Genomic DNA, 14,300 nt, shown 5'->3' on the forward strand with positions numbered 1-14,300 from the left:
GGGGAAGGGTTCTTGATTTTGTTTACTTATTGGGCATATTGGTAAACAAAATCGGGGAAGGGTTCTTGATTTTGTTTACTTAGATCGCAAAAATCAAATACGCAACGCAGCTTCAATACAAAGCTCAAGCGCATAAGCTTTAGAGTCTCCGCCCCAATTACGCTCATCGTAATTTTCAACATCGTGCAACGTATCTGCAGTATAAAGAATCTCACCCCATACAATCCCACGCATTTGCGCACAAGCCGCTAAAGCAGAACACTCCATTTCAACAACCGCGCATCCCTCCTGCTTACGATTAGCAACTTTCGTCTTAGTCTCACGGAAAAATCCATCCGTAGTCCACGTTTTAACTTCATGATAAGGCAAATTATGCGCCTGCAAAGTTTGCAAAATAGCACGCCTCGAACGCTCTGAAACATCAACATAACGACTTGGAGGCAAATAATGATAAGAAGTCCCCTCATCCCTTAAAGCTTTATACGGAACCAGAAAAACGTTTTCCGCATAATCAACTAGCGATCCGCAAGAACCAGCACTAACAACTTCCCTAACGCCGTAAGAAATCAACCAATCTAAGATCTGAACAGCGGCAGGAGCGCCAACTGGAGCCTGTACTAAGCAGATTTTTTGCGTTTCTTCTACTACTTCACTGTTTGTATTTTCTCTTACTTTATCTCCTACTTTTTCGTCTAACTTTTCGTCTAACTTTTCGTCTGCTTTATCCCCTACTTTCTCCCCTACTTTTTCGTCTGAATTCTCCTCTGAATTTTTCTTTACATTTCCCCTTACGTTATCCCCTAGTTTTTTCTTTACTTTTTCTTCCAAAACATATATCGGATACACTTTAGTTGCAGATTCAAAATTTGTTACAACCGTAGCTTTCTTACTTAAAGCATACTTATCGATTTCATCGCCCAAAAAAGCAAAAACCGCTTTAGATGGTAGCTGAACAGCAATATCATCGTGATTTGGCATTAAAACTGCACTTTTATTGGAATCATACTCTAAAATCGGCAAATCATATTCTGTCATACAATCAGCTCCGTAATACAATCAGCTCCGTCATATAAGCCATTCAATTTTACATACCAGCATGCGCATTATCGCACAAAAATCACAAAGTTTCTAATCGAAATGAAGATTTTTGCCATTTGCGGCAATTTTCTTCATCGACACAACCCAGAACGTAGCCAACCCAACAGTCAGACAATTCTAAAGTAGCCAATCGCTGCAAATACCTAAACCCACAAAGTAGCCAAACCCACAAAGTGGCCAATCGCTGCAAATAACCAATCCCAAAATCAGCACTGCCTTCGCTAGTAGAAACGAAGACAGACCTCGCTCGCGTTGAAAGCACAAAGAACAACTCTCAGGCATGTAGCAAAAATCACACGACAGCGATAATTTTCTAGTAGTAAGGTACTACTTAATTTTTATGCCAAATTTTTTCATTACTTTCAACAATTCTGTATTATATCTATCATCATTAGTCGGAGTATTGTTCAACGGTCGATCAATATCGTGAATAACTACACGGAATGGCAGAATATGCTTATTGGTGTCACGCAATACAATTGCCTGCTCAACAGATAAAAATGGGTTAAATACTAAAACATATTTGTCTTCAGAATGATCAAGGTAGCTTTTCAAGTGAATCGCGTAAATAAACACATCGAATTTATTAGGGTTATCTTTTGACGGTATAACTAATTGATAGATTCTATATCCATAGTAGTCATCTTCTGATGAATCCGGAACATCAACAATACCAACAACACCACCAGGTGTTACTGTTGTTCTTTCAAAACCCTGTTCGTAAAGCATGTATCTAGCTACACTCATCAGGCTATCGCGGTGAGCCGACTTGTAATAGTCAACTGCGTTACCATTTTTATCGACGTATGTCGGCTTATTTCTATTCTGGTCACTATATGACAAAAGAATAGGTTCCCAAACAGTACGCCCAGAGGGCTCACGTGTACCATCATCCTTTTCGACACACATCGTATTATCGCCAAATTGACTTTTGCTTAATAAACCAATAAAATCAGCCTGACCTTTTGTACTGTATTTATGATGAGTAATTATATCTTTAGATTTAGAATAATCTGCTTCATTTGTGCAATAAAATTTATAGAGATTAAATAGCTGTTGTTCATCCTGCTTGTTATTAGCGACTCTATTCTTAAGAATCGGGCCCACTTGCCCTCCAGCATCTTCTTCGGATTCTATTACAGAAGGTGTCGAATAATCCTTCGGCATATTGAGGTCTCGCTCAAAGCCTTTATTATCAAATTTATCTTCATCTGTTTTTGGATCATACGGACGCAGCCCAAGCCCCTTACCTTCTAAATCCTTGCGCGACCAAGTAGAGTAGTCTTTTTGGGGAATGCCGTTTTCATCGCGCCCCTGAATAAAGTTGATAATATAATTAGTCGTCCCACAGATAAACTCGCGCGGCCCCTTAAACATAGTAAATCCAACTATCACTACAACACACACAATGCCAAGCATAATGAAGGCATTAAGCGATTCCTGCCACTTTTGCAATTGCTTCTTTTTTTGCGTATTGTCGTGCACAACGTTGGAACTGCCCGCGTTCATTGCATTATATGGAGCAGACTGCTTTACATAATCGGAAGAATACGAACCCGTGCCATTCGAATTTACAGTATAATTGTCTGGATATTGAGCCGAAAAATTATTGGCATTTTGATTGTACTGATTATTCACATATTCTTGATTATTATAATATTGCGAATTTTGATATTGTGAATTTTGATATTGATTAGGATATTGTCCATACCAGTTTTGATTATGAGCATACTGAGATTGCTGATACTGGTTCTGTTGATACTGCTGATTCTGAGATGGCTGATTCTGCTGATACCTATCATTGCCATTGCTATTATTCGCACTATTATTCACGCTATTATTCACAGCAACCGATTCACCTTGATCATGTAAGCCATTATCATTGTTTGGATTTGTCTGATTCTGCTCATTCGATTCATAGTTATCTATATCATTCGAGCCATTCTGATTAAACTGTTCCATCTCTACCTTTTCTCTAAATCTATACAATCTAAATTACACATAAACATTAAATAAATATAGATTTTTCTAAGATTTATTCTGCAAAATTTTAAATCAAAGAAAACACTGCAAGCAACAACACAATTCCTTAAAATGTAGCGAAAAAGCAGGTCATATCACCACAAAGTAGCCGATCGCTGCAATTTTGCACTTAATGGCTAATTGCGCCAAACAGAATTCGCACCAACGCAGTACGCAATCTGCACCAGTGTCGAAAGATAGCCAAAATCTGACCATAACGCAGAAACCATACTGCGCGCGTGTCTACGATTGCTAATTCTGACTCAATCTAGCCGTTCCAAATTTTGTGAATTCGTACGGCATGTAAGCACACTGTATGTAAGTTCACAAAATCGTGAGTATAAACACAAAAACGGCCTTAACTATCAACTTAGTCAAGGCCGCCTCGCGTTTACTTCATAAGACTTTACTAAACCTTATAAAAGCACGTAAAATTTCAACTTACACAAGTAAACGCTAATTATCTTCTGGATTTTGCTTCAAATATTCTCCTCAATCGCACAACAGCGAAACTGGCAATAGCAAAACCTAAAGCCGAAATCAGTGCAACAACCGAAGCTGGCTCACCAGTCTTAGGCAAAGCTGGAACATGCTTTTCAGCCTTCTGACCAGAAACAGGCGATTTCACAGATTCATGTGCTATCTTATTCACAGGTTCCGGAGTTTGAGATTCAGGAACTTGCACTGGATCCTCCAGCCCTGGTTCAGGCTCAAAAGGTGCAGGCAAAATTGGATTTATAGTAGGTGCCGGTTTTGGTGTTGGTTTCGGATTCGGATTTGGCACAGGATTCTTCGTAAAAATGGCATATACAGTCGTATCACTATTTACTGTGGTTTTACCAGTAAACGCAGTACCTTTACCATCCGCCTTAGTATTCCACTCTTTAAACGTGTAGCCATCTTTAGTTGGATTCTTAGGCATTGACTGATCAGTTAACGCATCAGAATCAATAGCCTTACCAGTTTCCACCTTTACCGTTTGAGTCTTATCGCCATCCTTGAATGTAACAATGCTTCGAATCTGCTTCCACTGAGCAGTAAACGCAGTATTAGCATTCAACGCATACATATCATCAGGCTTGTAGGCTTTACCAGCAGCATCCACCCAGTTTAAGAACTGATAATCTTCGCGCGTAGGAGCATTTAATAGTTTAACCTTCAAACCTTGCCGTCTTAAAGCACTTATTTTTTGTTTTCCATTGCGAAACGCTCCGCCGTTTGCATCAAACGAAACTTTTGCATTCCACTGTGCGCGAAGTAAAAATTGATAGTCACCCAAAGGATCTAAAATCTTATCATTCCACTGCGGCAAGTCACAGCTGGTATCCGAAAATAGGGACTTATTGGTCCAATAGCGACGCGTGCCTACCATGTTATGATCCCGATAATACTCAATATCAGGAAACTCGGTATACCATCCACCAAACACTAGATTCTCTTTTGTTGGGTTAGCTGGGAAATCAACCGTATTATCTGTTTTTACTGTATTTGTGATTGCATCTGTTTTACCGCCAATATTTCCGCCCTGAAGATCGAATTTCACGTTCAATTTGCCAAACGAAATCCGCAGAGGTATAGGCTTACCATTGTCGAGTTCATATTTAACGGTGAATTTAAAGTAGCCATTTTCTGGAGAAATATAGCCGTTTTCCGAATGAATATATGTACGATCCCTATCATAAGAAATATGATAGCCCTTGGGAATTTTACCAGTATCAATAGTGATTGTTAGTTTTTGCCCTTCTGCAAAATTGCCAACAAAACGCTGAAAGTTAGATTCTAGCTTGTTGGGTACTGTGGTTTTATTTCCCTTTTCATCCTCGACGGTTATCGGAAGATTTTTCCACATGCTTTCAATATTTGATTCGAGTTGCCCTGTAGCACCTGGATGAATGTGACCAAACCTAGGATCTTGGGCAATGTCCATATCAAGTAAAAACGGATATTTCTTTACGCCTGCAGTTACTGTATCAGCAGCCTGTGCGGTCGCTGCCCCCGCAAAAAGTCCAATCGTAGCTACAAAAGCGACTACTAGACTAATAACTTTTTTTATTCTTTTATTATTCATTTTCATTTCAAACCAAACTAACAATTATCGCAATAATAATTTTTATTAATTTCGAAAATTTATATAGAGTAAATCACGCTAAAATGCATATAAATATGCAGAACCACTCACCTATTTCAATGCAAAATAAATAAGGCATAAAGTAGTGAAAATTATAAAAAATTATGTCACAAAAAAGACAGCATCACACTGTCTGTCTGTCTGTCTGTCTGTCTGTCTGTCTGTCTGTCTGTCTGTCTGTCGAGGATTATATTTTTCATAATCTCAGTTTGTCAACCTCCGTTACCGAATTAACATGCGGAATTATAACAAACAGACCCATTAAATTCTAGTGTTATATAAACTCTCAAAACACACTCTGGCCAATCGCTGCAAATACCTAAACCCACAAAGTAGCCAACCCACAAAGTAGCCAATCGCTGCAATTTTGCACCTAATGGCTACTTGCGCCATCTCAGCTGTAAAAATCACAAATCCTTACATGTAAATAGTTTCAGGATTAAGAAGGAAATTCAGCAATCCCAATACAAGAACGCCTTCATCAGTATGCCAAGGCTTTACGCTCCCACCAACAAGAATAATCTTACGGAACGCATCACTAATATTCATCAAAGATTTCTCTTCTTGCAACGTCTTCTCTCTAGTAGGTAACGCAAGTGCAGATTGAATATAAAATCTTTGATCTGCCATATTTACAACAAAATCAACTTCCGTTTGTTTGCGAACTGATTTACCATTTTTATTCACTTCACTAACTTGCACACTACCAACATCCACCTTGTAACCAAGACGTTTTAACTCATTGTAAATAACATTTTCCATTATGTGAGTTTCTTCCATCTGCCTAAAGCCAAGCAACGCATTCCTCACACCAAGATCCGTAAAATAATACTTCACAGGACTACCTATATACTTTCTGCCTTTAATGTCATATCGAATAGCACTCTCTAAAAGGAACGAATCTTCTAAATAAGAGATATATCTCTCAACAGTCGTTCTTGTAGTCGAAACCTGTGAAACAGATTTAAACGTTTGGACGATTTTTCTAGTGCTAGTTAAAGCGCCAATAGATGAAGCGATTACTCTAGTAACATCATCAAGTTCACTTCTTTTCCGTATTGCATGACGATCAAGAATATCTCTTTTATAAGTGTTTTCAAAAACTGATTGAAGGAACTCGCGTTTTTGCTCATCGCTTTCCATTAAAACAACTTGAGGAAGACCACCAAATCTCCAATATTCTTCCCAAGCATCTCGCTCATCTTTTTCATTAATAGACATGAATTCAGAAAACGAAAGAGGATAAATTCTAATCTGATCGCTTCTTCCTCTAAATTCTGTAACTATATCCGACGAAAGGAATTTAGAATTACTACCGCTAACGTAAACATCTAGATTACTAATATGCAGAAAACTATTAAGCACATCTACAAAATCGTCCATCATTTGAACTTCATCAATAAACAGATAGTATATCTTATCGTCTTTCAGAAGCTCATCAACATGCGCAAGAATATTATCAGGATCACGCAAGTCTTTATTTCTTCTATCGTCCAATGCTATGCGAATAATATGATCATCTTCTACACCATCCGCAATCAAATGGTCATAAAATAGTTTCATTAAAATATACGTTTTACCGCATCTGCGCATGCCAGATATTACCTTGATAAGACCATTATTTTTCGCCGAATCGAGCTTTTGGATATAATAGTCTCTTTTTATTTCTTTAACAGGCATATTTAGCATCCTTTCAATAAGTATTGTGCAAACGCGCGGCAGCACAAAGCTCTTATTGTTATGCAAATCTTTTTATTGCTACTGTCGTTACACAAATCTTTCCGCAAGCACTGCAACAAGTATGCATAACTAGCCAATCCCAAAGTAGCCAATCGCTGCAATTTTGCACCTAATGGCCACTATTATAATCTGGATAATTTAAACTCTCAATATCCCAATGTAGCCAATCGCTGCAAATTTACAACGATTGGCTACTAAAACAAGATTCCAGACGATTTAGAAAAGTTATTCAAATAATAAAATAACTTAATCTACAATCTCATTATGAAAGAACATCAAAAAGAAATTCATATCTTGCATTATTTCTTCCCACAAAAGACTTTTAGCCCAAGGCGCTTTTCTTTGATAATCCTTCCACTTTATTCTCAACACTTCACTATCTTTAATCCTATCGAAAATTTCATTCACGTTACTAAGTAAATAAAGGGTATCTCTCGTTTGAGAAGTAGCGTAAAAAGCTTGAGCTATCTCTTCTCTCTTAAAAGCGCTATCCCCTTGAGACACTCTAAGAGCATGCAAATCATAAAAATCTCGCATTCTAGTGTTAAATTCTTCCCTCACAAGAATTGTTTGCAACTTTTCCGCTAAAATCGTTGCAATTGGATAAGTCAACAAAGAGATAGATTCTGAAAACATTAAAGGCAATTCTGCTTCCATAGCAGATGGAGTAATAGCATGCCCAGTTGAAATATCGATTTTAACAGGAGTTTTTGTACCATCAAAATCTGCAACTAGGCTAGCTCGTACCCCTGGATAGTCAGATTCTTGCATAATAGAATCAAGTGTTTGTAGCGTAAATTTAACACCGTCATCAATATTAATAGATATTACATCTGATATAAAAATGCGCACATCATCTTCACTAAGAGAAATATTTTGCATAGTTGTATCAATATCCATTGTCGTACGAAGATTTACGCCAACAAGATAAGAAATCAGCATTCCACCTTTTAGAACAAAATTGTCTTTATAGCGCGAGCGAGAAACACGATCTAAAAAACGCTCCATCATATATACGCGCATTAGCACTCGAGGATCTACACCCTTTTGGAGTGCAACATTCTTTATTTTTGCTTTAAGCTGATTAGCATCCTTCATTCTCATAATAACACCCCCAAATATTGTGATATCAACTTTGAAACCCTAAATTTTTTAGCGTAATCACTCAGTATATCAAGTCGCTTATCCCTTCTTTTAACATAAGCTTTTAACGCACCAAATACAACCTGTGCATCTATTTGAGAACGAGAACGCAAAATATCGCAAATTGTGCGCTCTAAATCATAAGAAGGTACAAGATTACCTTCAAGCGACATAATATTTGTCTTACCAATTCCTAAAAAATCTGGTTTTATATAAAACACTCTAACACCAGTCTTAGTTAGACTACTTGCATTATAAGTTGACGGAACAGTCACTGTTAAAGAAGAAGGTTCTCTATCAGTCAAATTATGTAAAAGAAGGGCAGATTCATGTGAAAAAACAGCAACAGATGTGCGCTTTGACAATAAATTCATCTCATCATTCCACAAATTGCTCTTAACGTAAACACCTTTTGATACGCGTTCTAAGCTTTCATCTTTAATAAATCGATAAACACTAGACGGGCTAATTCCAAGTTCTTTGACGGCACTATCAATGCTTAAAACTTGCTTTTTCTCTATGTAATTGCGCAATTGATTTCTTAGCATTGCCCACCTACTTTATGACATGTTTACGCTGATTTCATATATTATATCAGCATAAACGTATCAAATACGCAAGTAAATCTCAAAGTTGCAAATAACAAAATAGCCAAACCGCAAAGTAGCCAATCGCTGCAATTTTGCACTTAATGGCTACTGTAATTACGAAAATCAAAACCATAGAGGCAATAATCTAAGACAATAATCTAAAGAAATAATCATATAATATCTTTAGATTACATTAAACTAAGTTAATATTTCATTTATGCACATAAAACAAGACCATACAAGCTAATTCAAAAACTCGATAAGCAAATTCAAAAAAAAATAATAAAATAACCAAAACCAAAAATAACAGAATACCAAAATAACAAAATAACAGAATAACAGAATAACAAAATAACAAAATAACAATCATCTCAAAGGACTCGCACGATGCCAACTATTAAGTCAAGCACAGATTTACGCAATAACTACAACGAGATATCAACATTCTGCCACGAAACAAAAGAACCAGTTTTCATTACAAAAAACGGTCGCGGAGACTTAGCCGTAATGAGCATCGACTTATTCAACAAGTTCATGAGCAAATACGAACTATGCAGCTTACTTGATCAAAGCGAGTCTGATTTCAGCAACAATCGCACATTATCTTTTGAAGAATCAATGCGAAACTTAAGAGAAGAACTCAACAATGGCGCAAAGTAACCCAAAATACACAATAATCGTTTCGCAAAGTTACCATAAAGATTTGCAAGACATAGTTCATTACATTGCGCACAATCTAGACTCGCCAATTACAGCATCCGAATTCCTCGATAACGTAGAAGCCACTGTTTCAAGCCTATCTACAATGCCTTATCGATACCGATTGGTGAACGATGATTACCTGAGTAGTAAAAACTTTAGAAGATGTTTCGTTAAAAAATATGTGATCTTCTATAAAATTTGCGAAGAGAACAAAACGGTTATGGTGCATAGAATACTTCATGCTAGACAAAACTGGGCTGACATACTGTAAATTGAATCTATATTTTGAATAGTTAAATTTGGAATAGTTGAATAATAACCACTTTAATTTTGATAGAGAAGTTATATATCTGTGATTATTTTCCGCAAAAATTTAATACAAAACAAATAATAAAGAATCAGTTAAAATAACACAAAATAAACAATATAACAATTTATAACACATTAATTTTCAACTACTTTAATAACATTTCTCAAAGCGTATAATAATCGTTAATTTACTCCTTAACTGAAAGGAAGTCATAAAATGACAAAGAAAGTAAGGAATATTTAGAGCGTTAAATTAACTACCGCTTCACTCGTACTAATACCAGCCGCAATTGGCATAAATTATGTTGCAAAACTCTTCGCCAGCATGCTAAAGCTACCTCTTTGGCTTGGCTCATTGGGCACTTGCATTTCAGCATGCTTAGCAGGCCCAGTTGTAGGCGGAATTACTGGATTTTTGACTCATATTATTTACGGCTTAACGGCTGATTCCATTTCTACAGTTTATGGCATCACAGCTGCTGCAATTGGCGTAAGCGTTGGAATTGCGGCGCGATTAAAATATATGAGCAAATGGCATCACATTCTTATAACGAGTCTTATCGTTGCAGCTATATCCGTAATCATTTCTACACCTCTAAACATGATTTATTGGGGCGGTACAACTGGAAACGTTTGGGGTGACGCTGTTTTCGCAGCAATGGGTTCCAAAGGATTCTTTGCATCATTCGTAGATGAGCTTGTTATAGATATACCAGATAAGATTGTTGTTTTATTCATAGCAGCTGGAATTTATAAAGTTCTTCCTAAGAGTTTAATAGCTATTTATCAATCTGATGATGAAGATCTCGGATCTAATTATGAAAGCCTTAAGAAATAAACGTTTATCGCCATCACATAAATCCGTAAATCCATATATCACTTAAATCACATAAATAGCGCAAACGTTAATTTTTAGCGTAAACACTAAGTTTTAGCGCAAACACTAATTTTTAGAATAATCACAATAAGACGGGATAGCATGAAAAGCATCAGCCTATTTGAAGATAAGCACTCGTTTCTAAACGGTCTATCTGCAAAAAGCAAACTTGCATACATAATATGTGCCATGAGTACACCAAGTTTGATTGGCGGCTATGCTTCTTTCATTTCCTTCATTATTTTGAGCCTGATATTACTTGCAACGTCAAAAGTCCTAGCAAAAATAAAAATCGTAATACAAAGGAGTGTTCAGTAAGGGATTAAAAGAAAACCAACTGAAAGCCTTTAAGCGGGAACATAAGAAATAAAACGACCATACAAGAGTAGAGATACTCTGTGTGGCCGTTTTCTTATACTCAGATACCGAAATAGTATTTGAGATTTTTAGAACAAACCTTGTATTTGAGCTTGTATTAACACTGCAGTAACGCTGGCACCTGTATTAATTAAAAAGTCTTTTAGTCCAACCAATGCTGATTTTAAAATATGCGGTTTCTTCTCTTCTTCAATTTTTAATTTGATGTCAGCTAATAATTCTGTTGCGGTTTCTATATCCTCTTTTGATAAATCAGATTCACTAATACTTTTTTCAACGGCATCAACTACATCCTTAACTTTATCATAGGAAAATGTAACTGTATTCTCACTTCCAGACACTATCTGTACATTATCGGATGGCGAATTGATCACACTTGTATTCCCGTAATAATTATTCACGGTTTGCGGCATGTTCACTGCGGATTCTTTTTCAGTCTCAGAGAAAACCATATTTTCCCCTACAATACCTTCCGATTCTAATTTCAATGTCCATTCTAAAATAGTATTTTTGACTTTTTCTTCAATGTCTTTAACTGCAGTTGTAGGTACATGTAATGCATAATCCATTGGAAGTAGCGAATCAGCCATTTTATCAAACAATGCAAGTTGTTCGCCTGAAAAATCTAAAGTTAATACATTTCCTGAGGACTGACATAAAGAAATGATTTCAGAAATTGAATTTACTAACTTTCTTTCACAAATCTTTTTTTCGTATTCATTATCCTGTATTGAGGTTGGAATCCAACCGCGATAAGGATTGAAAGTTTTTAAACTTCCACGAACCTTTCTATACTCAGGGCAAGATTCTGGGTCAGGATAACCATTTAATTCGTGTTGAATCCATTGATCAAAATCAGCAAGCTTTAATTTTGATGCAATCAAATGTGCTTTGCGTAATATATTAACAACATCGCAATTTGATGACACAATTTCATTCTGTAATTCTAAAACAATACTTCCCATGTTATTCACCATCCTTCTTTCTACCATATAGGGCACTATTCTCAGCAAACATCATAGTTCTTCACATAGAAGCAATAAGGAAAAGGAATAATCTAACTTTCTGAAGTTGTTTCAGAATGCTCCTCAAAATTTTCTACCTGCTCCATCACCTTTGTGAACACTTCAGGACTATACTGTGGCGGATAGCCGTTCTTAACCAAACAAATCTTTATCTTCAATTTTAACTGATTACGCACATTCTGATTGTTGAGCCAGTCCACAAATGAAGACTCGGTATCTATTATTTCCTTAACTTTTTTAGCAAGTGTCTTGCATTTATCGTTTATCACAACACCGTTAACTTCTTTGTCAATGCCATATTCAAACTTATACTGGTCACGAAGAGCAATCAAAATATCATAGAATGCCTTTTCTTCAAAGGTTAATCCTATTTTACGGAAACTCTCACGATTTTCGTTCATCTGACGAAGTATCACTAAAGCTTGTTCAGTTGCAGCCTTAATAATATCTTCTGAGGCAGCTTCCTGTGTTGCCCCGGCTTCTTCAGCAGTAAGGTGCTTACGTCTTTCATGGTACTCATCAATAGTCTTTTCAATCATTTCTTGGAAAGATTTCGCTGCTAATTGGTTAACCCTGCCATATTCCTTTATTTGCTTACGGAGCATTTTGATAAGTAATTCTAACTTTGTAGCAGGCATTTCTACATCTGATAATTTTTCAAAGTATTCAGGAGAGAAGATATCTTCTTCCTCGCCACTTTCAAGAACACTTTCTACCTTATTGTATTTTAATGCCTCTTCAACCATCTTTGATACCACAAGATTCATAGTTTCAGCATCAACATCGCTGGTTCCACTCATTTTACGAACGAAGCCTGCTATAGCCATAAAGCACTGTGCAAGCGCAGATTCTTCTTCGCCCAGATTTCCAGAAGGTTGGCAAATATCAAAAGCACTTCTCATTCTCTTAACAGACTTTAAGAAATATGTCTTAAATGAGACCTGATTAGTTTTTCCGTTTCCTTCTGTCTGCAAGACCTGTGCTGATGTAAAGACATACTCAGCCGCTTTGGAAAGTAATTTATATCTTTCAACAGGGTCACATTTCGTATTAAGGAATGGAGCTAAGTCATAATCTGTAAACAGTGCTTTAAGTATTTCAATCTCCTCCCTGAATGCAGAGGTAGCCTGCTCAACGTCATCCGATGTGGGAGCAACTGATGTATCACCACCGTAAACCTTCATGGCCTCACGCATATTATCGCGAATGCCAATATAGTCGATAACCATACCATATTCTTTGCCGGGATATTTTCTGTTTACACGACTGATAGTTTGAATCAGCAAGTGCTTCTTCAAAGGCTTATCGTTATATAAATATGTAAGTGACGGAACATCAAATCCCGTAATCCACATATCAACTACGATAACAATATGGAAATTAGACTTTTCCTGTTTAAAGGCTGCATCCAGTTCTTCGCAACGTTTATCATTTTTAACTCCACCAAGATAGTTATACATCTCAGCTTCATCATTACTTCCAACACTCGATACCATAGCCATAAATGGCATAGGCTTTAATTCTTTAAGTTCTTCATCTGTTGCAGTAACTCCGTCAGGAGTTTTCTTTTCTTCAAACCATTCCGGATATTTATCCTTGAATTTCAAAAGAAGTGAATATGCAATTTTTCTGCTAGAGCAGACAATCATTGCTTTCTGAATTCTATCTGGGTCACTATCACAAGATGAAATATAATGGTCATGAATATCTATAGCAAGCCTCTCCAAGCGAGAAGGCTCGCCAAGGATAACTTCCATAGAACTCATTGCACGTTTACTGGCTTCAATATCATCATACGTTGCACCATCATCGGCACACTTTTTATAGTAATTTTCAATTTCTTTAGCTTTGGTCTTATCAAGTAACACCTTGGCAATACGAGGATGATACTTAATAGAAACAGTTAGTCCATCTGCGACCGCCTGATCCATAGTGTATCTATCAATTTCCTGACCAAAGGTCTGATATGTTTCGGCAATAGGAGTTCCTGTGAAACCTACAAACGTAGCATGTTGAGGCGGTAAGTTTGCTAGTCAAGGAGTAAAACGACGAAGATTAGCATTTACTTCCGCCCATGCGATAGCTGTCCGTGATTGACAAGTGCTAGCACGCAGACAGAACGGAGATAGCGAACCGCTGAGTGTGTCGCTCTGCTCGTAAAAGCTTAGAAACCTTTGAACGAAAGGGATAATGAAAGCCTTGATTGCAAGGCTTTTTGCTTTATGGTGGGTAAGTATCAGAGTGAGAAAATTTTTGGAATGAGTAGAAGTGATAGCTAGAAATTATCA

11 protein-coding genes and 1 pseudogene are annotated in these 14,300 nt (G+C 36.8%); 4 read left to right on the plus strand and 8 right to left on the minus strand.

Annotation, left to right across the window (positions count from 1 at the left end; translation table 11 throughout):
• Nucleotides 1–93: 93 nt before the first annotated feature.
• From HXT51_RS02005 to HXT51_RS02030, 6 genes are all read right to left on the minus strand, one after another.
• Nucleotides 94–1,035, minus strand: a complete 942-nt coding sequence (locus tag HXT51_RS02005) for a phosphorylase (RefSeq protein WP_421776660.1) — start codon at nt 1,033–1,035, stop codon at nt 94–96.
• A 390-nt stretch (nt 1,036–1,425) separates the two neighbouring features.
• Entirely contained in the window at nt 1,426–3,060 is a 1,635-nt protein-coding gene (locus HXT51_RS02010) for a hypothetical protein (protein WP_421776661.1), read from the minus strand.
• A 520-nt stretch (nt 3,061–3,580) separates the two neighbouring features.
• Entirely contained in the window at nt 3,581–5,188 is a 1,608-nt protein-coding gene (locus HXT51_RS02015) for an InlB B-repeat-containing protein (RefSeq protein ID WP_421776662.1), read from the minus strand.
• 477 nt (nt 5,189–5,665) lie between these two features.
• A complete protein-coding gene (locus HXT51_RS02020; protein WP_421776663.1) occupies nt 5,666–6,928 on the minus strand; it encodes an ATP-binding protein in 1,263 nt (420 codons plus the stop codon).
• A 306-nt stretch (nt 6,929–7,234) separates the two neighbouring features.
• Nucleotides 7,235–8,092 carry a nucleotidyl transferase AbiEii/AbiGii toxin family protein gene (locus HXT51_RS02025; protein ID WP_415692131.1) on the minus strand — a complete coding sequence of 286 codons (858 nt, stop codon included), beginning with the start codon at nt 8,090–8,092 and terminating at the stop codon, nt 7,235–7,237.
• Nucleotides 8,089–8,679, minus strand: coding sequence for a type IV toxin-antitoxin system AbiEi family antitoxin domain-containing protein (locus HXT51_RS02030; protein ID WP_415692132.1), 591 nt, complete (start codon nt 8,677–8,679; stop codon nt 8,089–8,091). Before HXT51_RS02030 ends, HXT51_RS02025 begins: the two co-directional genes overlap by 4 nt.
• 429 nt (nt 8,680–9,108) lie before the next feature.
• On the opposite strand from HXT51_RS02030, the gene HXT51_RS02035 reads away from it, so the two are divergent.
• The 4 genes and pseudogenes from HXT51_RS02035 to HXT51_RS02050 form a co-directional block, all read left to right on the plus strand.
• Nucleotides 9,109–9,381 carry a type II toxin-antitoxin system Phd/YefM family antitoxin gene (locus tag HXT51_RS02035; RefSeq protein WP_415692133.1) on the plus strand — a complete coding sequence of 91 codons (273 nt, stop codon included), beginning with the start codon at nt 9,109–9,111 and terminating at the stop codon, nt 9,379–9,381.
• Nucleotides 9,368–9,694 carry a type II toxin-antitoxin system RelE/ParE family toxin gene (locus tag HXT51_RS02040; protein WP_421776664.1) on the plus strand — a complete coding sequence of 109 codons (327 nt, stop codon included), beginning with the start codon at nt 9,368–9,370 and terminating at the stop codon, nt 9,692–9,694. Before HXT51_RS02035 ends, HXT51_RS02040 begins: the two co-directional genes overlap by 14 nt.
• Nucleotides 9,695–10,009: 315 nt before the next feature.
• Nucleotides 10,010–10,570: an ECF transporter S component gene (locus HXT51_RS02045; protein WP_421776797.1), complete on the plus strand. Its 561-nt coding sequence runs from the start codon at nt 10,010–10,012 to the stop codon at nt 10,568–10,570.
• 141 nt (nt 10,571–10,711) lie between these two features.
• A pseudogene (locus HXT51_RS02050) lies at nt 10,712–10,912 on the plus strand (energy-coupling factor transporter transmembrane protein EcfT); the annotation flags it as partial.
• 143 nt (nt 10,913–11,055) lie between these two features.
• Here the strand turns inward: HXT51_RS02050 and HXT51_RS02055 are convergent.
• Both HXT51_RS02055 and HXT51_RS02060 read right to left on the minus strand, forming a co-directional pair.
• The gene (locus HXT51_RS02055; RefSeq protein WP_004122116.1) at nt 11,056–11,952 is read right to left on the minus strand and encodes a hypothetical protein; all 897 of its coding nucleotides are present in this window, start codon (nt 11,950–11,952) and stop codon (nt 11,056–11,058) included.
• A 92-nt stretch (nt 11,953–12,044) separates the two neighbouring features.
• Complete coding sequence (locus tag HXT51_RS02060; RefSeq protein WP_225791482.1) at nt 12,045–13,991, minus strand: type I restriction enzyme endonuclease domain-containing protein; 1,947 nt, start codon at nt 13,989–13,991, stop codon at nt 12,045–12,047.
• Nucleotides 13,992–14,300: the final 309 nt, after the last annotated feature.

Origin of the sequence: Gardnerella sp. KA00255 (assembly GCF_049244095.1) — a bacterium.
Taxonomy (GTDB): domain Bacteria; phylum Actinomycetota; class Actinomycetes; order Actinomycetales; family Bifidobacteriaceae; genus Bifidobacterium; species Bifidobacterium vaginale_F.

Excerpts from the sequence above, each read along its gene's own strand:
- HXT51_RS02005 (WP_421776660.1), bottom strand. The coding sequence starts at position 1,035 with ATGACAGAATATGATTTGCCGATTTTAGAGTATGATTCCAATAAAAGT.
- HXT51_RS02010 (WP_421776661.1), bottom strand. The coding sequence starts at position 3,060 with ATGGAACAGTTTAATCAGAATGGCTCGAATGATATAGATAACTATGAA.
- HXT51_RS02015 (WP_421776662.1), bottom strand. The coding sequence starts at position 5,188 with ATGAATAATAAAAGAATAAAAAAAGTTATTAGTCTAGTAGTCGCTTTT.
- HXT51_RS02020 (WP_421776663.1), bottom strand. The coding sequence starts at position 6,928 with ATGCCTGTTAAAGAAATAAAAAGAGACTATTATATCCAAAAGCTCGAT.
- HXT51_RS02025 (WP_415692131.1), bottom strand. The coding sequence starts at position 8,092 with ATGAGAATGAAGGATGCTAATCAGCTTAAAGCAAAAATAAAGAATGTT.
- HXT51_RS02030 (WP_415692132.1), bottom strand. The coding sequence starts at position 8,679 with ATGCTAAGAAATCAATTGCGCAATTACATAGAGAAAAAGCAAGTTTTA.
- HXT51_RS02035 (WP_415692133.1), top strand. The coding sequence starts at position 9,109 with ATGCCAACTATTAAGTCAAGCACAGATTTACGCAATAACTACAACGAG.
- HXT51_RS02040 (WP_421776664.1), top strand. The coding sequence starts at position 9,368 with ATGGCGCAAAGTAACCCAAAATACACAATAATCGTTTCGCAAAGTTAC.
- HXT51_RS02055 (WP_004122116.1), bottom strand. The coding sequence starts at position 11,952 with ATGGGAAGTATTGTTTTAGAATTACAGAATGAAATTGTGTCATCAAAT.